This window comes from Chryseobacterium cucumeris (genome assembly GCF_016775705.1).
Taxonomy (GTDB): Bacteria; Bacteroidota; Bacteroidia; order Flavobacteriales; family Weeksellaceae; genus Chryseobacterium; species Chryseobacterium cupriresistens.
The window spans coordinates 445,096-466,670 of record NZ_CP068760.1 but is presented as its reverse complement, the minus strand read 5'-3'; the positions used below and the strand labels follow the sequence as shown (position 1 = coordinate 466,670).

Below are 21,575 nucleotides of genomic sequence, written 5' to 3'. Positions count from 1 at the left end.
TATTTTCACAATCTCAAATTTCGAATTTTAAAAACATAATTTATAACAATGGACAACAATCAAAATCCACAAGACGGAAACATCAACATCGAATTAAACGAAATGGTAGCGGCTGGTATCTATGCTAACCTTGCATTGGTAAACCACTCCCCATCTGAATTTGTAGTAGACTTTATTCAGTTGATGCCAGGTGTTCAGCAGGCTAAAGTAAGATCAAGAGTAATTCTTGCTCCACTTCACGCTAAAAGAGTATTAAATGCTCTTCAACAGAACATCGCTAACTACGAGCAGCAGTTCGGAGAAATCAAAGAAGTTGAGCCTTTCGTATTAGGAGGAAACAACGTTCAAGCGTAAGATTTCTTTTGTAATCATATAATTGCCCCGGATTTATCCGGGGCTTTTTGTTTTTTAATTAAAAAAAATAAGCATTTTAATTAAAAAACAAAAAACGCTCAATTAGGTATTTGATATATTTGTGTTGTTTTTATATGTATATCTGTAATATATTTTGTTTTTTATTGAATATTTAATATTTATTTTTAATATATTTGAAAAAAAACAAATGAAACTGAAAATCTATCCTATCGCAGCGGTATTATTCTGCACTTTTACTAATGCACAGCAAAATACGCTCAACAATAATCAAAAACATTTACAGAAATTGTATGCCCAGTACGATAAGAACCTTAAACAGCAACATAAAGCTGCTAGGGCAGCTGGAATACCTCCCAATGAATATTATGAGGAAGATTACAAAAGAACAATGGATCCAGTTACAGGAAGGACTTATTTTGGGAAACTGGTAAAAATAAATCATGATATCCTGTCGGGTAAATATCGTTCTGAAAAACCTATGTCATTTATTTCCAGTAATCATCATTCTTCCACTGGAAAAATTATTAATGAACCCTGGATTGAAAGAGGGCCATATGATGTAGGAGGGCGAACAAGGGCAATTATGTATGACCCTAATGATACTACCGGCAAAAGAGTCTTTGCAGGTGGAATTTCCGGTGGACTTTGGGTTAATCAGGATCCTTCTGTAAGTACAAATGAATGGCAGCCGCTCAGTACGTTCTGGGCCAATACTTCGGTTTCATGCATTACTTACGACCCAAACAATCCACAGGTATTTTATGTTGGTACAGGGGAATGTGAAACGGGTGATGCCAAAGGATCCGGAATTTGGAAATCAACGGATGGAGGCACTACCTGGACACAGATATTTACAATACCGGCAACCTATTCGAATGGAATAGGAAATGGAAACTTTTATATTAATGATATTAAAGTTAGAAATAATGCTGGAGTTTCAGAGGTTTATGCTGGAGTAAGCGGTAATTATTCTAGTGGTACATTTCAGGGATTAAATCAGGCGGGATTGTACAAATCTACAGACGGAGGTGCTACATTTGTAAAGAACACCAGTTTATTAGCACAGAATACAACAACAAATTCAACCAGTACAATAGGATATTCTATTCAGCAAATAGAAATCGGAGCTGATAATTCGGTTTGGGTCTCCACCAGATCTTCAATATATTCCACTATAGATTCAGGAGGAAGAATTTTTAAATCTGCTGACGGAAATACTTTTAATCAGGTGTATAATGTTGGAAATGCAGGAGCAAGAGTCAATTTTTGTCTTTCCAAAACAAATGCTAATAAAGTGTATGCTTTTATGCAGGGAAGCTCTACTACTGCAGAACCAATCAGAATTGCACGTTCTGCTGACGGAGGAGTAACATGGCAGGCTACCAATGATACAGCGCCTGTTTTGACATTACCTGCGCCTACAGACACGAGTATTCCTGCTAATGATTTCACCCGGGGACAATCTTTTTATGATCTTGTGATTGCAGCAGATCCTCAAGATGACAATACAGTGTATATCGGAGGTGTTGATCTGTATAAATCTACCAACGGAGGAGGTACATGGAGTCAGATTTCAAAATGGTCCAATAATAACAATATGGCCGCTTTACAGGTTTCAGAGGTACATGCGGATCAGCATGCAATCATATTCAGTCCTTATAATAATTACGCAACCGGGCAAATGCTTTTTGGAAATGATGGAGGAGTGTATTATGCTTCCAATAAAACCAATATCGGGACTGTAGATGGCTTTGTTGCAAGAAATACCAGGTATAATGTAACTCAGTTCTACACAGCTATGCTCAATCCTACAAAAGTACCTGCTAACGAAGAATTACTGGCGGGGGCTCAGGATAATGGTTCATGGTGGCTTTATGGTGTTCCACAAGCCAATAACTTTCTTTCCAAGTGGCCTGCTACAGGGGGAGATGGCATGTACACAGAATATGATGATCTGGATACTTATGAAATATCAAGCTATACTTATAACAATCACTATTTATTGACGAACAATGCGCAGAGTCTTATAGCCGATACCAATGCAAATTTAGGACATTTTGTCAATGAAATAGCATTAGATAGAATCAATGATGTCTTCTATTCTTACCGTTCAGGGCTTACGCTTTTCAGAACAAGCGGACTTTCTGCTACTGCTACATCATTCACTAATGATGTGGTTACTGTAGGAACAGCACAGTCCGGAGAGCAGATATCGTGGATGAAAGTATCCCCTTATACAACTGCTTCCACCACACTTTTTGTAGGAACCAATCTTGGGAGAATCTTTAAAATAGCAAATGCAAATACCACAGCATATACAGCAACTCTGTTAACATCACCAATAGCAGGAACTATTTCTGATATCGAGTTTGGAGCAAATGAAAATGAGATTATGGTGACACTTTCCAATTATAACCTCACCAGCGTTTTCTATTCTACAGATGGAGGAACAACCTGGCAGAACAAAGAAGGAAACCTTCCTGATATGCCGGTAAGAACTGTCCTCAGAAATCCAGACGACCCCAATGAAGTATTAGTAGGAACAGAAATGGGAGTTTGGGGAACTACTAATTTCCTTGATTTAACTCCTGAATGGTCTTCAGTAACTGGAAATATAGGGAATGTGAGAATTACTAATCTGGATTACAGACCTGCTACCAAAACAGTATTGGTTTCTACTTATGGAAGAGGAGCCTGGACAACACAGAATACGCTGACTCCATTGTCAACCACAGAGACCAAATTTAAAAAGAATATGAATATTATATATCCGAATCCTTCAAAAGGGATTTCCCATCTGAGATTTGATACAGCTAAATATAACAGCGTGGATATAAGTATTGTGGATGCATCGGGAAGGCTTGTGTATAGTAAGAAAAACGTAAAATCTGATGAAGAGTTCGGACAAAAAATGTTATCTGGAAATTATATACTGAAAGCCGAATATAAAGGTGAAATTGTATATAGTGGTAACTTCCTTGTATTGGGACCTAAAGGAGGTGATAATGACTAAAAAATGAATAATCAATTATTTTTAACTGTGTTTTGGATGCTGGCTTCCTGCGGGATGCCGGTATCCTCTTTATATCAGGATAAGGCAATATCAGTCATCTCTGCTGAAAAAACAGAATGGACAGGAGGAAGATCGGGAGTAAAGGGAATCATGTATACCGTTAAATTTAAGAAAAATAATAACAGTATAGTTACGGTAAAAACGCTGAGAGCAGAAGGAAATACTATTCCGTTTAGTCAGGATAATGCCGGAAATACAATTATAGTAAGAGGCAATCTTCAGTATAAAAACGAAGATGAAACCAAAATGGCTGATCAGGTGCCGGCAGGAAAATCTGATGAAATTCCTGTTTCCCCCAAAAAAAATCCAAAAGACAATTGGATAGAATACAATGTACAAGGTTCCCAAACGCTGCACAGAATAAACATTTCAAAATTTATTGCAGTTGATTTTTCCGGTGAACCTGCTCCTTAATACTTAATTCTTTGTACAAAAAACTATTTTCTATTGTATTGTGCCTTTCTGTTATCGTATTGTTCAATAATATGATATATTCCGGTATGACTATTCTAAAAAAAGAGCTGTATAAGAAAACACAATATAATATTACCAGGAATAAATTCAAGGATTCAGAAACCGTGTGCTTTACAGAAGCAGATATTGCAAATGTGCAGTGGAAAGAAAAGAAGGAATTTATTCTTAACGGATATTCTTATGACATCATCCAAATACGGATCATTAATGGAGAAAAAAAATTCTTCTGTTATAGGGATAAAAAAGATATAATCATCAATTCCCTGATTGATCTGTCAAAAATGCTGGCTGTACAAAATATAGATATGCACAAGCATATTAACTTCCCTCTGCATCATAAAAATGAATGTAAAACCTCTCTTTTTTTAGCGGTTATTTCTAGTAAAGAAGATGATGTTTCGGATCATTCAGATTTCAGAATACTCCCGGACTATAATTTTCCATCAGCAAATACATCCTATATATCCATTATTCCTCCTCCTCCTGAAATGTGTATCCATCAAAACAGATATAAATAGTATATTAATGGTAACACAAATTTTGAATAATGAAAAAATATATATGCATGGCAGCGGCGTTAGGCTGCATTATAGCGCATGCTCAGCAAAATCAGGAGGGGACAATTGACGAAGTGAATATCCTGGGAAGAAAAAAAATAAAACAGGAACGTGCGGAATTTAAAAGACATGGACAGTCAGTAGAAACTCTTTCCGAAGAAGACCTTAGCAGAAATAATCCGGCAGCAATAGATCAGACTTTATCCACTATGGCAGGACTGCAGGTAGATAAAAGAACCAACTTTGGTGGCCAGAGACTTGTTGTCCGGGGATATGGAAATGATCAGAAATTCAACAACTGGGGAGTGAAAGCATACTGGAATAATATACCGTTAACTACAGCAGAAGGAATCACTGTTCTGGATGATATGGATTTTGCTTTTGTGAATAATGTAGAAGTTATTAAAGGTCCGGCAGCCACCATGTATGGAGGTGGAACAGGCGGAGCGGTCCGTTTTTATACAAGACCGGATTTTACAAAAGGAATTTCAGTTTCGGAAGATGTAATGTTGGGCGCTTTTAAAACCTTTCAGTCCAGAACACAGCTGAATGCTGCAGATGAAAACTACTCCGTAAATGCTGCATATGGACATCTTGAAACGGATGGTTACAGACCCAATGGAGGCGGATTAAAAAACTTCTTCAATGTCAATGGTACAGTGAAATTAAGCAAAAAAGATCAGTTAAGTTTCCTTGCAAGTCAGGCTTATTCGTACGAGCACACTTCAGGACAGATCTCATACGATGATTACTATGCCGGAATCGATAACGGAAATGTTGCTTATATCAGAAAAAATGCCGGAACAAAAATAAAATCAACAAGAGTAGGATTGAGTAATACTGTAAGCCTTACTTCAAATTTAAAAAACTATACCACTCTGTTTTATTATAACGCAAATACAGAAAGTGTTTCTGCCGGAGCATACGGAGTGACGAGTTCCCCGAATGTAGGGCTGCGTTCCACTTTTACATTAAAGAACGGGTTTAAAGATTTTGAAAATAAGCTGGACTTTGGCGTAGAAATACAAAATTCTGTTTCCACTACTTCAAGTTATCGTTTTACAGGCTCAGAAACAAATCCACTGCAGACAACAGGAATGTCCGGAGCATCTTATTTTAAATATAATAATAATCAATCCACCTATTTTGTGATCGATTATCTGACATATAAGCCCTGGGGGCTTACTTTGCTCGCTGGACTTAGTGCCAACAGAACCAATTATGACAGGAAGGATCTTTATGCCTTACCAGATTTAGTTCCCGGACACAAAGATCAGTCTTTTAATAAAAAGTATGACATGGCTTATACGCCTCATTTTGCATTACAGAAAGAATGGAAACACCAGATCTTTAATCTAAGCTATAGTGAAGGATATAATACTCCTACCGCAGCTTCTTCGTTCATAACTGCTACCAACACTGTAAATGATGATTTAAAGCCTGAGCGTGCAAAAATGTTTGACTTCAGTGTACATGGCCTTTTACTGAATACAAAACTGGATTACCGCATTTCAGCATTCAGAATCGACTATTCCGATAAACTTGCACAGCTCCTTTTACCAGGTAATACAAGTGGGCAAACGTACTGGGCTAATACCGGAAGTCAGAAAAATACAGGCCTTGAGTTGAGTATAGGATATCAGTACAGAACAGAGAACTCATTTATTGAGAGAATTGTTCCTTTTGTAAATCTTTCTTATTACGATACAAAATATAAAGATTTTTCAATCTATGATCCCAAATATCAAGACCCTGTTACAGGGAAGACTGTAGGGAAACTAATGGTGTACGACCATAAGACAGTAGTAGGAGTACCAAGAAATAAGTACGCTGTAGGATTGGATATCTTTACCAAACCGGGATTTTATCTGGTGAATACATATAATTATCTTGGAAATGTTTATTCTGATTTTAACAATTCGAATCTGGTAAAAGGTTTCGGATTGCTTAATTCAAAATTAGGGTTTAAAAAATCATTCAATAAACTGGATCTGGACCTGTATGTGATGGGTAATAATCTTACCAGCCAGATTAATTATACATTTTTATTCTTAGGAAATAATATCAGCGATTCAGATAAAGGAAGTAACTACATAGTTCCTACAGATCTCAATCCGGGACCTGGAAAAGCCTATTTCTTTTACGGATTCAATGTGAAATACAGATTTTAAAATATACTTTTATATTCATAGATATCTTTTTACAGCAAAATGAAAATGCCACAGTTCATGACTGTGGTTTTTTATTGAATTATAAACATCACTGAAATTCATATTGGATTTGTCTAATTGTTAATTTTCTTTAATGAGGTGAAAATATGTAGTAAGCATATATCAATTTTATATCTTTGTTTAAGAAAAAGCAGAAAATATAAGATATGATTGATAACTCGTTCGCTGTAAGTAAATTTGGCTTTTTGGGTGCCGAATTTTTATCGGAGCTTGAAAAACATGCTGTTGCTGTTGATATAAAAGCAAAAACAGAGATCATAAGAGAAGGGCAGAAGAATAAATTTGTTCCTTTCCTCATAAAAGGCTCTATCAAAGTCTTTACCCTTAATGATGGAAGAGAACTGATCTACTATTACATCAAACCGAAAGATAGCTGTCTCATGACCTTTTCATCCATTCTGACAGATTATATCAGCAGGGTATATGCCATCGCAGAAGAAGATTCGGAAGCGATTCTTATTCCCGTTTCTGTCATGCACGAATGGCTTATAAGGTTTCCGGAAATTAATAAGCTCTTTTACCATGAATATGACCGGAGATTTTCAGAAGTTATGAATATGGTGAATGATGCTGTTTTCCATAAACTGGATAAAAGGGTTCTCAATTATATCAAACAACAGATTTCGTCCAAGGGAAACAATCCTATTAAGATCACCCATCGTGAAATTGCCAACAGTTTGGGGACTTCCAGAGAAGTTGTGAGCAGAGTTCTGAAAAAAATTGAAAGCGAAGGTGAAATTGTTCAGACTAAAGAAGGAATAAAAGTTCCTGTAAATGAAAATGTTAGAACGGTCTAATTTTAATTGTTTGAAAAGTTTATTTCTATTATTGATAAAAACAATTTGACTGGTGACTTTTATCACCTATTTTTGAATTGAGAACTCAATAAGTTTGTCATATCATAATTTAATTCAAATTGTATATGACAAAAACTCTCTTATTTTTGTCAATGTTTTCTTCAGGTCTTGTCTTTGCACAGGAAGACCTGCTGAAAGATATTGACACGGTTAAAACCAATACAGAAACCTCACAACCTGCTTTCAAAGCCCTTCAGATTGTAACAGGACAATCTACAAAACTTGCAGCCAAAAAAGAATGGTACATTATCGTTGCCCATAGATTTGGTGATATAAGCGCTGGATTTAAAGACTTTTTCGGTCTTGATCATGCTTCCACCAAATTAGGTGTTATCTATGGTATTTCAGACGCAGTATCTGTAAGCCTTTCCAGAGAAACTAATATGAAAACATTTGAAGGAGCAGTGAAATACAGATTGATAAAACAAAGTGAAAACTTCCCGGTGGATATTGTGGGGTATAACGTAATGGGAGCCAATACTGAACTGGATAAGGACACATATCCTCACCTTACATTCAGTGACAGGCTTTCTTATCTTACCCAGGCATTGATCTCAAGAAGATTCAGTGATAAGCTTTCAGTACAGCTTACACCTTCATTTGTTCATAAAAACCTTTATGAACCTACCATTGAAAACAAAAACCAGTTTATGGCAGGTTTGGGAGGACGCTATAAAATTTCAAAACGAGTTTCTGTGAATGCAGAATACTTTGTGAATTTTGACGATCACAGTTTTTATAAAAACCCTTTATCGTTGGGCGTAGATATAGAAACCGGAGGACATGTGTTCCAGCTTTTACTGACAAACTCCCAGATTAATTCTGATATCGGATATCTTACCAATGCCACAGGAGCATGGGGAAAGGGACATATTTTCTTTGGGTTTAATCTTTATAGAGTTTTTTAATATGAAAAAGCTAACATCCTTATTGATATTGTCGTCAGCAATCATACTAACGGCTTGTGACAGCAGAACGTATGAAGAGATTTCTGATAACACACCGATAACGGCATCTGTAAAATATACAGCAGATGTAAAACCCATTATGGATAACAGCTGCGCAGGCTGTCATTCTGCAGGAAGTTTTAAACCTTTAGTTACATATGATCAGGTAAAAAATAATATTGACGGAATTCTGGATCGTATCCAGAGACCTAATGGTGATCCGGAGAAAATGCCAAAGGGAGGATCTATGTCCGCAGCTCAAATCAATATGTTTATCAAATGGAAAGCTGACGGACTAAATGAAAATTAAAAAAAATGATATGAAAAAATTAGCATTATTAAGCGTATTACTTCTTTCTGCAGGGTACGCTTCAGCACAAAAATATAGCTCCAAAACAGGGAAAGTAACTTTTGAAGCTTCGGTACCACTGTTTGATGATATTTTTGCTCAGGATGACAACAATGTTGTCATTCTCAATGCAGACAATGGTGAAATGGCGTCAGTTTCAAATGTCAAAAACTTTCATTTTAAAACAAAATTAATGGAAGAGCATTTCAATGAAAGCTATGCTGAATCTGCAAAATATCCGAAAACCACTTTCAAAGGAAAGATTGTCAACTTTGATAAAACAAAGCTTACCACAAGTCCTCAGAAATATACGGTGCAGGGAACATTAAACTTTCATGGAGTAGATAAAGCCGTTACCTCTGCTGCCACTTTATATGCCAAAGACGGTAAAATCTATATGCAGGGAGGTTTTGTAGCAAGACCTGTAGATTATAAAGTGACTATTCCCAAAATGGTTACCAAGAAAGTGGCTGAAAATGTCAATATTGAATACAACTATGTAATGATAAAACAATGAGACATTTCATCTTAATATTAGGACTGTTCCTGAGTTCAGTAGTATCTGCTCAGGAAAAAGCGAAATCAATATTTGATATTGCAAGAAATGGGACTGTAACTGAAGTACAGGAGTTGATGAAGCAAAATCCGGATGTGATTAATCAGACCAATGAACACGGATTTTCACCCCTTATTCTGGCCTGTTACAGAGGAAATACAGACGTTGCCGATTTTCTGATTGAAAATGTAAAAGATGTCAATTACAAAAGCCGTGAAGGAACGGCATTGGCAGGTCTTGCGATTAAATACAACAAAGACCTTGTAGAACATCTGCTTAAGAAAAAAGCAGATCCCAATATTGCAGATGAAACAGGATACACCCCTTTATTCTGGGCTGTAAAATCCGGAAATAAAGATCTGGTAGAACAGCTGCTGAAATATAAAGCAGATAAAACAAAGAAAGATTCAATGGGAATGACCCCTTTCGAATATGCATTACAAACCAATAACAAGGAAATTATTAATCTTTTAAAAAATTGATATGAAAAAAACTCTACTAGCGCTAAGCGTACTTCTTGCTAATTTCGCATTGGCACAGTTTTCGTCAGGAACGGTAAACTTACCGGCAACTTCCATGACGGTGAAATTAGATACAACTCCTTCAGGAGTAACGATTACGGTAACAGGTGACAGCAACTCTATGATGGGAATAGGTTTTGGAACTACCGGCATGGCTGCTGGATCAGACGGATTTATTTATAACTCTTCTGCCAATAGAGACTATTCGTTCAGTAATGTTCCTAATGCACCTTCGGCCGATGCATCTCAGGACTGGACAGAAACTTCGAACACCGTATCCGGATCTACAAGAACTGTAGTAGCAACAAGGTCACTTACAGGTGGAACAGGAGATTTTGCCATTGCCAATGCGGCTGGAACAATCAATATCTTCTATGCCCGTAAAAGTGGAGGAACTTCTTTAGGATACCATGATGCAGGAAGAGGATATGCAACATTGACGATGACAGCTGCCACTTTATCTACCAATGAAATTACAGCTGATAGCAAAAAGGTAAATCTATATCCTAATCCGGCAAAATCAACCGTTAATTTCAAAAATTCTGACAAAATAAAATCCGTTGATATCTACGAAGCAACAGGCAGAAAAGTATTGTCAATAAAACCGGATGGAGAAAGCATCAGTATTGAAAATCTGAAATCAGGAAGTTACTATCTTGAAATTCAGCTTAAAGACGGAAGTACATCTTATGAAAAACTGATCAAAGAATAATTTTTCAGAAAAAACACACCTCAATATTTTTTTAACAGATACCTCTGATTTTTCAGGGGTATCATTTTTTCTTAAAGTCCCAATTTCAGGGAGATTGCTTTAAAATTCTTATATTTGTATGTATCCTGATTCTTAATAAAGGAAAATTTTTTGACCTTATAATTTTTACGATCCTATGGAATTCAAAACCTTAGCTGATATCACAATAGATGAACTTTTATCAGTATTCAATTACTCATTTTCTGATTATGTTGTTCCTTTTCACTTGACAAAAGAAGTGCTTGTTTCAAAAATTGCAGCAGAAAAATTAGATCTGAGTTTGTCTGCCGGAGCATTTGAAGAGGGGAAACTGGTTGGCTTTATCCTTCAGTCTGAAAAAATTGAAAACGGGGAGAAAATTATTTACAATGGCGGTACAGGAGTAGTTCCGGAAAGCAGAGGCAAGGGATTGGTGAGAAAAATGTATGATTTTATCATTCCTGTTTTAAAGGATAGAAATGCCAATACCTTATTGCTTGAAGTGATTGAAGGAAATCAGCCTGCCATCAGAGCTTATGAAAATCTCGGGTTTACGATTGTACGAAGATTACTTTGCTTCAACGGAAGTATTCAGCAGGGAAAAGAAAATGCTGAGGTTTCTATTAAGGATTTGAAAGAATTTCAATGGGATTTGTTATGTTCATTCTGGGATATTGAACCTTCATGGCAGGGATCAGTTTTCGTATTGGAACCGATGCCTGAAAATTATGTGACTTTAGGTGCTTATGAAAGGGAAAAGCTCGTCGGATATATTGTTTATGGTCCTGCATCGAAAAAAGTATATCAGTTTGCTGTAGATAAGAATTACAGAAATAAGGGAATTGGTACAAAGCTCTTTAATGCTATCAGAGAAAAAAATAACGGGCAGGCGATAGCGTTAAACAATGTGGATGATTCTTCAGAAAGTACAGATAAGTTTCTTAGCGAAAAAATAGGACTGAACAACTGGCTGTCACAATTTGAAATGAAAAGGTCTATTTAACAGCGATTAATTTTGATTCAAACAAAATAAGAGGTTTTAATATACTTTTAATCTCTTAAACTTTTCAGGGAGAAGGATAGGATGTAACTTTGCCGAAAATTTTTAAAATAATGAAGCGAGGAATCCATTTTTTACTGCTGCTCATTTCCTTTACGGCTTTTGCCCAGCAGGCCAATATTGATACTGCCCAGGTTGTAATACCAGAAAGACAAAACAGTACTGAAGCACAGTCGAAACCTTATGTGATTATGATATCAACGGATGGTTTCCGTTATGATTATGCTAAGAAATATAATGCTGAAAATCTTTTAAAACTGGCTAATGGCGGTGTAAAGGCTGAAGCAATGATTCCAAGCTATCCAAGTATTACTTTCCCCAACCACTGGAGTCTTATCACAGGGCTTTATCCTTCCCATCATGGCCTGATTGATAATTTTTTCTATGATTATAAGAGAAAAGAAGGATATGCGATGAGCAATAAGAAAAATGCTGAGGACGGAAGCTGGTATGGAGGAACTCCGCTTTGGGGGCTTGCTGAAAAACAGGGAATGGTGTCGGCCTCTTTAATGTGGGTAGGATCTGCCAGCGATGCAGGAGGGATGAGACCCACTTATTATTATCCATATCACGAAAAGTTCACACCTTCCGAAAAGGTAGAAAAAGTGGTAAACTGGCTGAAACTGCCTGAAGATAAAAGACCTCATTTTATTTCATTGTACTTCCCGGAAGTAGATGGGAGCGGGCATCATTTTGGTCCTGATGCGAAAGAAACGGAAACAGCTGTTCATCTGATAGATCAGGCTATTGGTGATCTTGTTCAGAAAGTAAATGGATTAGGATTGAAAAATGTCAACTTTGTTTTTGTTTCCGATCACGGGATGATTAAAGTAGACGGCGGTACACCTTTGGAAATTCCTGCTCTTCTTTTTGATAAAAACAGATTTGATTTTTATAATTCCCAGACTTTGTTGAGAATTTATGTTAAAAATCCGGATGAGGTAAAAGCAGTTTACAAAGAACTGAAGGCTAATAAAACGGATGATTACGAAGTATATCTTGATAAAAAACTTCCCAGATACCTTCACTTTGCAACAAGAGATGACCAGTACAACAGAATAGGACAGATTCTTCTGATTCCTAAAGCCCCAAAAATATTTCTGGAAAAAGGTAAGAAAACATCTGTTGGAAAACACGGCTATAACCCTAAAGTTGTACCGGAAATGAAAGCGGTTTTCTTTGCCTGGGGACCGGAATTTAAAAGCAATATGGTGATCAGCGAATTTGCGAACATCAATGTTTATCCATTGGTAGCTGAGGTTTTAGGATTAAAAATTGATCAGCCTATTGATGGAAAACTGAAAGTTTTAAAAAGAACTTTAAAAAACAAAAAATAGTATTGATTTAAAGATATTATAAAATAAATTCGGCGCACCTTTGGTGCGCCGAATTTACTTATAGCCAGCATTTTAATTCCAGTCCTGAACTTTTGTTTCAAGACAAAAGAAATTAAAATTGAGAAGCAAACTCCTTTGCAAAATCTTCTAATTTAACACTTCCTGTAATCGGGGAACCATGATCAATAAAATCTTTCTGTACAACACCGGTTCTTATTCCTCTTCCCATTTCAACATACAAATTAGCCATATCTTCAGGTAATCCCGCCTGAAGCATTCCGTTTAAAGAATCTTCATCAGAGAACTCTACCCATGGAAGTTCCGGCTTATTAACAGAAGAACCCAAAACTTTAGCAAAATCAGAGGCTTTTCTTATATCGCTTACAATATATCTGATCGTATGGGTATTTCCGTCGTTTACCAGTTCTTCGGCAGCAGCTTTCGCAATATCAGTTGGATGTACAACTGGTACTTCAATACTTGCAGGATAATTTGCTCCAATGATTCCTGCATTTTGAATTAAAGGAATATCATTGAAAAAATTATTGTAAAAATATCCGGCTCTTAAAAAAGTAAAAGAAGTGTCTTCTACGTCATTATATATTTTTTCAATATTGTGAAGACCCGCAATAGGACCGTTTTCTACCGGAGATTCTGCACCTACACTGCTTAACATGACAGCTCTTTTTACATTCGTATTTTTCAAAGCTTCAGCATAATTTTTTCCTGCATTGGTCGTGTTTTCCACAATTTTATCCGGGCTGATCGCTGGAGGGGTCATCACAAAAACTGCATCCGCTCCATCAAATGTTTGCGTTAAAAAATCAACGTCTGTGATAGACCCAATGGCCGGAGTTGCACCCAGAGATTCAATATCCTGTTTTCTGGCATCGCTGCTGCTTACTATGGTAATATTGTGCCCGTCGGCAATTAATTTTTGTGCTAATGGTTTAGCTACATTTCCTAGTGATCCTGTGATTATAATTTTCATATGTAAATATTTTTTATTTCTGAGAACAAAGTTATATTTGTACTTACTTTTATACAAGTACTTACCCTAAAGTATGTAGATATGACAGCGATTAAAGAAAGTTCAACCATTCAGGAGAATAAAAAAACAGTGCAGGATTGTCCTGTAATGTACGTTATGGAAAGAATTGGAGGATTCTGGAAACCGATTATCCTGTTCAATCTTTCCACAGGAGAAAAAAGATACAGCGAATTGAAAAAAGCAATTCCTGCCGTAACAGAAAAAATGCTTATCCAGCATTTGAAACAGCTTGAAACAGACGGACTCATTATCAGAACAGCAAAACCTGTAGTGCCACCTCATGTGACCTATAAACTGAGTGAAGCAGGGAATGAACTGGCTCCAGTGATTGATGCCATGGCAGCATGGGCTTTTCAGGATATGGAAAGAAATGATAATAAATGTGCTGAAGGAAACAGATATATAACGAAACAGGATCAAAATGCTTTTAGCCAAAATCTGAAAAAATAAAGCAGGCTCTTCGATCTGAAGAACCTGTTTCTGTTACTATTTTATAGAAGAATTATAAAGACTGCATATCAATAACGAAACGGTATTTTACATCGCTTTTAAGCATTCTTTCATATGCGTTGTTGATATCCTGCATTTTAATCAGCTCGATATCAGATACGATATTATGTTTTCCACAGAAATCTAACAGTTCCTGGGTTTCTGCAATACCTCCGATCAAAGATCCTGCTACAGAACGGCGTTGGAAGATCATAGGTCTTGTACTTACCTGCGTTTCCTGGAATTCACCAACGAATCCTACAAGAACCAGAGTTCCGTTCAGAGAAAGAGTCTGCATATAAGGATTGATGTCATGTTCGTAAGGTACCGTATCGATGATAAGGTCAAATTTACCTTTTACAGCATCCATTTGGGAATCATCCGTAGAGATTACAACGTGATCTGCTCCAAGTTGTTTCGCATCATCCGTTTTTCCCGGAGTTCTTGAGAATAAAGTAACTTCTGCTCCCAGTCCTTTTGCTAGTTTGATAGCCATATGACCTAAACCGCCTAATCCTACAACGGCTACTTTTGAACCCGGACCAGCGTTCCAGTGTCTTAACGGTGACCATGTGGTAATTCCTGCGCACAGAAGGGGTGCTACTGCTGCCAGATCTAAATTTTCAGGAACACTTAAAACAAAATGTTCATCAACAACTACTTTTTGAGAATATCCTCCAAAAGTATGACCTCCAAGGTGCTTATCTTTTCCGTTATAAGTCCCTGTAAATCCATTCTGGCAATATTGCTCCAGATCGTGCTGACAGCTGTCGCAGTGTCCACAAGAATCTACAATACATCCTACACCTGCCAGATCTCCAACTTTAAATTTGGAAACCTCACTTCCTACTTTGGTAATTCTTCCTACAATTTCATGCCCCGGAACTACAGGATATAAAGATCCGCCCCAGTCGTTTCTGGCTGTATGAAGGTCAGAGTGGCATACTCCACAATATAGAATTTCAATCTCTACATCTTTTGCGGTTACCTCTCTTCTTTCAATATTCATTTCTTTCAGATCTGCCGTGGTAGACTCAGCGCCATAAGCTTTTACTGTGATTGTACTCATTTTTTTTATATTTTAGTTTATTTAGGATCATTTATATGTTATGGTACCCGTTGCATTATAATCCGTTGTCAATAAGTAAACCTGCCGTTCGGAGTAGAATCCATAACGGTACAAAAGTCGAAACTTTCATTTAAACCCAACTTATACAGATTACCGAATTACTTACCAATTTTACAGGCACTATTTCAGTTACAAATGAAAGTGGTAATTTTGAATAGTAATAAAAATGTACTTCATGGAAAATCAGGAGGTTGAAATCTACAACAGTGTTTCGGAATACAATAAAATGGCCAATCATGAAACCCTGCATCCGCTGGTGAGTATTATTGATTTTTCCAAATCCGATCCTATCTGCCAGCACCAGAGAAAATTCGGGTTTTATACCGTTTTTCTGAAAGATGTAATGTGCGGAGATATGCAATATGGGAAACACAGCTATGATTATCAGGAAGGAACTTTAGTTTTTATTGCTCCCGGACAGACGTATGGAATTTATAATAATGACAAATTTATCCAGCCTGCAGGTTTTGCCCTTATTTTTCATCCGGATTTAATTAAAGGAACCAACTTAGGGAAGAATATGAAAGACTATTCCTTCTTCTCTTATGATGTGCATGAAGCGCTTCATCTCTCTGAAAAAGAAAGGGAAGTAGTGCTGGATTGTTTTAAAAATATTAAACTGGAACTGGAACAGGCTATTGATAAACATAGTAAATCTTTAATTGTTAATAATATTGAACTCTTTCTGAACTACTGTATGCGTTTTTACGACCGGCAATTCATTACAAGAGATCATATCAATCAGGGTGTCATAGGTAAATTTGAAAATCTGGTGGATGATTATTTAAAATCTGAAAATCCGAAGAATATAGGTTTTCCTATGGTGAACTATTTTGCGGAAAAGCTAAATCTTTCTGCCAATTATTTCGGAGATCTGATCAAAAAAGAACTGGGAATCTCAGCTCAGGAGTTTATCCACAATAAACTGATTGATATAGCTAAAGAACAGATTCTGGATCAGGGAAAAACAATAAGCGAAATTTCTTATGATCTGGGCTTTAAATATCCACAGCATTTTACAAGGCTGTTCAAAACCAAAGTAGGAATTTCACCCAGCGAATATAAAACCCTGAACTAGTTTTTTAACACGAATAACACTAATTTTTTTACGAATTACACAATAATGGTTTGTGAATATTTGTGCCTGCATTTGTGGAATTAGTGGTTAAATTATTTTTAACACGAATAACGCTAATCTTTTCACCAATGACAACATAATTATTAGTGAATATTTGTGTACTCATTTGTGAAATTTGTGTTTAAATAATTAAATTTAAAGAGAAAAGTTTTCACAGTTTTAAGATGACACCAAATCACCAAGACACTACTGTTTTTAATACCAGATTCGGGAGAATTACAGCTCTAAAAGAACAAGGAGTTATAAGGCTTAAAAGTATCCGATACGCCCATTCTGAAAGATTTAAAAAACCAGTCGCCATAGAAGCCTCTTTATCTTCAAACATTATTTCTCCGGAAAAAACTCCGGTGTGCCCGCAGGCTTTAAGTCCGCTTGTAGAAAAAATGATCGGAGCGACACCTGTTGAAAGTTTTGAAGCAGATGAATCTACCCAGTATCTTTCCATAACCCGGCCGCAAATTATATCTGAAAATGAAAAACTTCCTGTGGTGGTCTGGATCCATGGAGGCTCTCATGAAATAGGCTGTGGAGATCTGGCTACAGCCGATCCTGCCGAATGGGTAAAAGAACAGCATATTATCGTTGTGAGTGTTTCATATCGTCTGGGATTATTTGGTTTTTTAGGGGGAGATGAGAAAAGACCTGCCAATCTTGGATTGCTGGATATCATCGAAGCATTAAGGTGGATCAGAAACAATATAGCAGATCTGGGGGGCGATCAAAATAATATTACCCTTCTCGGGCAGTCTTCAGGAGGCGATGCTATTGCTCATTTAATGATTTCGGAAGGTGTGGAAGGCTTATTCCAGCGTGTGATTATTCAAAGTGCTCCCTTGGGATTACGTCATAAAAGACAAAAAATGTCTGCAGAATTTCTGAAAAAAACAGAAGTGCTGAAAGAGGAAACCGATGTTTTAAAAATGATGGATGAGTACAAAGCATGTGTGCCTTCCGTAATAAAATATGGGTTGAAAGCTGCGATGCCTTTCGGAACTCAATACGGACATTTTCCTTTGTGTAAAGAAGAAGATTCTGTGGAAATGTGGAAAAAAAATGCTCAGAAATTTGATGTCCTGATTGGTTTAAATAATGATGAAACGGCATTCTATCTTAAAACCTCAGAAGCTTTAAATAAATATTTCGGAAAAGGATTAGGTTTAAAAATCATGGATAAAACGGTTGAAAAAACTACAGCATTGATCTATGGAAATCCGGCAAGACAGTTTGCCCGGAATCTGGCGGATGCCGGTGGAAATGTCTATCTATTCAGAATTCATTCAAAACTGAAAGACAATCATATCGGAGCACCGCATTGTATTGATCTTCCTTTAATTTTCGGAAATGAATCAGCCTGGAAATCTTCCGAATTGCTGAAAGATATTCCATGGAGTCGTATTCATGAGAATGGTAAAAAACTGAGAGCGCTCTGGGCTGAATTTGCCAGAACCGGAAAAATTGCTGATACCTCAGAAAGACCGGAAATCCTGGAGCTTCAAAAGATGTAACCATACATCAACTTACCACGACCTTTCAACTTAATCGATATTCAATTGAAGACGTAAATTCCCCTCCTGTGGGGCGGCGAAAATTCAAAGAATTTTTGACGGGGTGGTTATCGTTTTTCAATGTTTGTTTTTTTTATGAATTATGTTTTAAATTAAGTAATTGGTATTGAATATATATTCATAATTGTAATTTTTAATGTATATTTATTATCTAAACCATAAAAATAATAATTATGAAAACAAACAGAAACTTCAAAGTAAGAAAACTGAACCGTCTGGAATTAAAGAGTTTAAAAGCCGGAGATATCAACAGGGACAGAGTATGCTGTACTTCCAACGAAGAAGGGTATTGCTGTGAATGGGCTATAGATGTTTGGAATTGCAGATATATTTACTGCTAAATCTTAAAGACCCCTGTCAAGGTTTCAAACCTTGACAGGGGTTTCTGATAAATTAATCTTATTCAGGAATCCAGACACTTACATTTCCTGCCGGAGCAGGAAAATCTCCCCAGCCGTTTTCATCAATAATTACTTTTTCTTCGAATCTTTTCAGCAGGTCTTTAAACTTTTTTCCGGCATAAAGTTTTCCTACTTCCATAGGCTTATTGTAGGCATCTTTATTACTTAAAACGACTGCACATCCGCTATGTTTGTCATCTCCTGTACGAACCCATCCAAGACAGTTGGCATCCTCAAAATAATCATGCTGATTACCATAGGCGTGTTCTTTTCTGGCTTTTAATAATTCTTCAATTCCATCAATTTTAGGCATGAATATTTCCTGATCGTTGCCCTCTCTGTCTTTATCCGTATAATGAGCACCATAAAGATCCGGATAGAAAACACATGGATAACCGTCTTTTCTCAATAAAATAAGAGCATAGGCAAGTGGCTTGAACCATGGCTCTACAGGAGCTTCAAGATCCTGTAAAGGCTGCGTATCATGATTGGCTACCAAACTTACTGAATGTAGGGGATCTGCCTGGGTAAGGGTTTCATCAAAAATTCTTCTTAGGTCATACGAAGCGCCTTCCCGTGATGCTGTATGAAAGTTATTCTGTAATGAACTGTCAAAAAGGCTCATACAGCCTTCTGTCACTTCAATATACTTTTGAAGTAAATGTAAATATCCCGGAGCCCAGTATTCGCCTACGGCAAAAATATTTTTCCCGGAATTGGAACGAAGCAGAGTGAGCCATTCTTTGTAGAAATCAAATGAAATGTGCTTTAAAGCATCCAGTCTCACGCCGTCAAAACCTGTCTGGTCGAAATACCATTTTGCCCAATGGTTGAGTTCTTCCCGTACAAAAGGATTCCGGTGCTCAATGTCATTATACATCAGGTAATCATAATTTCCTTTTTCATCATCAATCATTTCCTCCCAGTCATTTCCATATTCGGATTGGATTTTAAAGATATGAGAGTCCATACCCTCGGCATAATCCACACCGCTGAAGCAGGTGAAGTTCCATTCAAAATCAGAATACTTTTTTCCTCTTCCGGGAAACGTAAATTTCGTATAAGATTCTATTTCGATGACATCGGAAATCACTTTTTCCCTGTTTTCCTCATCTACTTTTACGACTTTAAATTTTTCAAGCTCATCACCTCCGGCTTTATGTCCCAGAACAATATCTACAATGACTTGTATATTTTGTTTCTTTAAGGCTTTGATAGCTTTTATATAATCGTTTTTAGTGCCGTATTTGGTAGGAATAGTTCCCTTCTGGTCAAATTCTCCGAGATCATACAGATCATAGGCATCATAACCAATCGAGTAACCGCCATTTGTTCCTTTATAGGCTGGAGGAAACCATACAGAAGTAATTCCAAGTTTTGCCAGATATTTTGCCTGTTTTTCGGCTTCTTTCCACAACTTTCCGTCTCCTTCAGAATACCAGTGAAAAAACTGAATCATGGTTGGGTTCATAAATTTGCTGATTTGATTGATACAAGATAGCAAAAAAATATGACCTATTCATTTTCAAATTCCTCAAACGGGATTTTTAGTTGAACGGAAACCTGTTTCCTTTCTTCCGTATTCAGGTGGGAAAGAGACAATCCGAGCAGCCGGACAGCTTTATCAAAAGGGCGAAGCTCCCAGAGTTTTCTTCCGGTGTTGTAGTATTGTTCCGGTGAGGAGAAATAATCTTCTTTCGTAATGCTTCTTGTAAAAAGAGAGAAATCTTTATATTTTATTTTTAATGTTAAAGTTCTTCCGAGAATATTATTTTTCTGTAGTCTCTGATGAATTTCTTCAGCCAGGCTCTCCAGCTTTTCATTGATCTGCTGTTCATCAAGAAGATCCTCAAAAAAAGTTCTTTCTACGGCTACACTTTTCTGAATCCGGTGAGGTTTCACTTCGGATGTATGGATTCCGCGAACCACATTATAATAATGCTGGCCGGATTTTCCAAAAAGCCTTATCAGATCTTCAAGTGATCTCTTTTTTAAATCTTTTCCTTTATAAATTCCTAAACTAAACATTTTGTTAGCCGTAACCTTTCCAACCCCATAAAATTTTTCTACGGGCAATTCTTCCAGGAATTGTTCCATTTTATCAGGATGAATGGTTTTCTGGCCATTAGGTTTATTGATGTCAGAAGCAACTTTAGCCAGAAACTTATTCACTGAAATTCCTGCAGAAGCTGTTAATCCTGTCTGTTCAAAAATTTTCTGGCGGATTTCTTTGGCGATGAGGTTGGCAGATTCCATTCCTTTTTTATTTTCGGTGACATCCAGATAGGCTTCATCCAGAGAAAGTGGCTCTACCAGATCGGTATACTCGTAAAAAATTTCCCGGATCTTTTTCGAGATTTCTTTATATCGGGCAAAGCGGGGAGGAACAAAAATAAGCTGAGGGCATTTTTCTTTGGCTGTTTTACTGGGCATGGCAGAACGGACACCATATTTTCTGGCTTCATAGCTCGCGGCAGCGACAACGCCACGATGCTGTCCTCCTACTGCTATTGGCTTGCCTTTTAAGGTAGGATTATCATGCTGTTCTACAGAAGCATAGAATGCATCCATATCCACATGAATAATTTTACGAAGAGGCAAAGAAAAATCCATATACAAAGATATGGATTCCTTTATTGACGGTAATTTTTTTTAGAAGGGAAGTTTTTTATATGATGGAAGTGTGAAGCGGGAGGCTGGAAGTTAATGAGGACGATATAGAAATTGATGACCTG

General features: G+C 36.9%; 21 protein-coding genes. 17 read left to right on the top strand and 4 right to left on the bottom strand.

What is annotated here, in order from left to right; translation table 11 throughout:
* The first annotated feature begins 48 nt into the window (after positions 1-48).
* The 13 genes from JNG87_RS02140 (at position 49) to JNG87_RS02080 (ending at position 13,067) form a co-directional block, all read left to right on the top strand.
* Complete coding sequence (locus JNG87_RS02140) at positions 49-354, top strand: DUF3467 domain-containing protein (RefSeq protein ID WP_002976436.1); 306 nt, start codon at positions 49-51, stop codon at positions 352-354.
* A gap of 208 nt (positions 355-562) precedes the next feature.
* The gene (locus JNG87_RS02135) at positions 563-3,388 is read left to right on the top strand and encodes a T9SS type A sorting domain-containing protein (RefSeq protein ID WP_238349654.1); all 2,826 of its coding nucleotides are present in this window, start codon (positions 563-565) and stop codon (positions 3,386-3,388) included.
* Between the two features lie 3 nt (positions 3,389-3,391).
* On the top strand, positions 3,392-3,862 hold the full coding sequence (locus JNG87_RS02130; RefSeq protein WP_202841458.1) for a hypothetical protein: 471 nt from the start codon (positions 3,392-3,394) through the stop codon (positions 3,860-3,862).
* An 86-nt stretch (positions 3,863-3,948) separates the two neighbouring features.
* Positions 3,949-4,440: a hypothetical protein gene (locus JNG87_RS02125; protein WP_202841456.1), complete on the top strand. Its 492-nt coding sequence runs from the start codon at positions 3,949-3,951 to the stop codon at positions 4,438-4,440.
* Between the two features lie 29 nt (positions 4,441-4,469).
* The gene (locus JNG87_RS02120; protein ID WP_202841454.1) at positions 4,470-6,650 is read left to right on the top strand and encodes a TonB-dependent receptor; all 2,181 of its coding nucleotides are present in this window, start codon (positions 4,470-4,472) and stop codon (positions 6,648-6,650) included.
* 206 nt (positions 6,651-6,856) lie between these two features.
* Entirely contained in the window at positions 6,857-7,507 is a 651-nt protein-coding gene (locus JNG87_RS02115; RefSeq protein WP_202841452.1) for a Crp/Fnr family transcriptional regulator, read from the top strand.
* A gap of 125 nt (positions 7,508-7,632) precedes the next feature.
* Positions 7,633-8,475, top strand: a complete 843-nt coding sequence (locus tag JNG87_RS02110; RefSeq protein WP_202841450.1) for a DUF5777 family beta-barrel protein — start codon at positions 7,633-7,635, stop codon at positions 8,473-8,475.
* A 1-nt stretch (position 8,476) separates the two neighbouring features.
* Entirely contained in the window at positions 8,477-8,824 is a 348-nt protein-coding gene (locus JNG87_RS02105) for a hypothetical protein (RefSeq protein ID WP_065119704.1), read from the top strand.
* A 10-nt stretch (positions 8,825-8,834) separates the two neighbouring features.
* Positions 8,835-9,380 carry a YceI family protein gene (locus JNG87_RS02100; protein ID WP_062675921.1) on the top strand — a complete coding sequence of 182 codons (546 nt, stop codon included), beginning with the start codon at positions 8,835-8,837 and terminating at the stop codon, positions 9,378-9,380.
* Positions 9,377-9,901 carry an ankyrin repeat domain-containing protein gene (locus JNG87_RS02095; protein WP_062675833.1) on the top strand — a complete coding sequence of 175 codons (525 nt, stop codon included), beginning with the start codon at positions 9,377-9,379 and terminating at the stop codon, positions 9,899-9,901. The genes JNG87_RS02100 and JNG87_RS02095 overlap by 4 nt, the downstream gene beginning before the upstream one ends.
* 1 nt (position 9,902) lies before the next feature.
* The gene (locus tag JNG87_RS02090; RefSeq protein WP_202841448.1) at positions 9,903-10,652 is read left to right on the top strand and encodes a DOMON domain-containing protein; all 750 of its coding nucleotides are present in this window, start codon (positions 9,903-9,905) and stop codon (positions 10,650-10,652) included.
* Positions 10,653-10,827: 175 nt separating this feature from the next.
* On the top strand, positions 10,828-11,673 hold the full coding sequence (locus tag JNG87_RS02085) for a GNAT family N-acetyltransferase (protein ID WP_202841446.1): 846 nt from the start codon (positions 10,828-10,830) through the stop codon (positions 11,671-11,673).
* A 110-nt stretch (positions 11,674-11,783) separates the two neighbouring features.
* On the top strand, positions 11,784-13,067 hold the full coding sequence (locus JNG87_RS02080; protein ID WP_202841444.1) for an ectonucleotide pyrophosphatase/phosphodiesterase: 1,284 nt from the start codon (positions 11,784-11,786) through the stop codon (positions 13,065-13,067).
* 112 nt (positions 13,068-13,179) lie between these two features.
* On the opposite strand, the gene JNG87_RS02075 is transcribed toward JNG87_RS02080, so the two are convergent.
* A complete protein-coding gene (locus tag JNG87_RS02075; protein ID WP_202841442.1) occupies positions 13,180-14,058 on the bottom strand; it encodes an NAD(P)H-binding protein in 879 nt (292 codons plus the stop codon).
* A gap of 81 nt (positions 14,059-14,139) precedes the next feature.
* Between JNG87_RS02075 and JNG87_RS02070 the strand changes: the two genes are divergently transcribed.
* On the top strand, positions 14,140-14,568 hold the full coding sequence (locus JNG87_RS02070) for a winged helix-turn-helix transcriptional regulator (protein WP_123279090.1): 429 nt from the start codon (positions 14,140-14,142) through the stop codon (positions 14,566-14,568).
* Between the two features lie 52 nt (positions 14,569-14,620).
* Here JNG87_RS02070 and JNG87_RS02065 read toward each other — a convergent pair whose 3' ends face one another.
* Entirely contained in the window at positions 14,621-15,676 is a 1,056-nt protein-coding gene (locus tag JNG87_RS02065; protein ID WP_202841440.1) for an NAD(P)-dependent alcohol dehydrogenase, read from the bottom strand.
* 235 nt (positions 15,677-15,911) lie between these two features.
* On the opposite strand from JNG87_RS02065, the gene JNG87_RS02060 reads away from it, so the two are divergent.
* The 3 genes from JNG87_RS02060 (at position 15,912) to JNG87_RS02050 (ending at position 18,780) form a co-directional block, all read left to right on the top strand.
* Positions 15,912-16,814, top strand: a complete 903-nt coding sequence (locus tag JNG87_RS02060; RefSeq protein ID WP_202841439.1) for a helix-turn-helix domain-containing protein — start codon at positions 15,912-15,914, stop codon at positions 16,812-16,814.
* 224 nt (positions 16,815-17,038) lie between these two features.
* A complete protein-coding gene (locus JNG87_RS02055; protein WP_202841438.1) occupies positions 17,039-18,379 on the top strand; it encodes a carboxylesterase family protein in 1,341 nt (446 codons plus the stop codon).
* Positions 18,380-18,612: 233 nt separating this feature from the next.
* A complete protein-coding gene (locus JNG87_RS02050) occupies positions 18,613-18,780 on the top strand; it encodes a hypothetical protein (protein WP_202841437.1) in 168 nt (55 codons plus the stop codon).
* A 58-nt stretch (positions 18,781-18,838) separates the two neighbouring features.
* Here the strand turns inward: JNG87_RS02050 and JNG87_RS02045 are convergent, their stop codons facing one another.
* Positions 18,839-20,311, bottom strand: coding sequence for an alpha-amylase (locus JNG87_RS02045; RefSeq protein WP_202841436.1), 1,473 nt, complete (start codon positions 20,309-20,311; stop codon positions 18,839-18,841).
* Positions 20,312-20,355: 44 nt separating this feature from the next.
* Positions 20,356-21,453 (bottom strand): DNA polymerase IV, encoded by a 1,098-nt coding sequence (dinB, locus tag JNG87_RS02040; RefSeq protein WP_202841435.1) that lies wholly within the window; start codon positions 21,451-21,453, stop codon positions 20,356-20,358.
* Between the last annotated feature and the right edge of the window lie 122 nt (positions 21,454-21,575).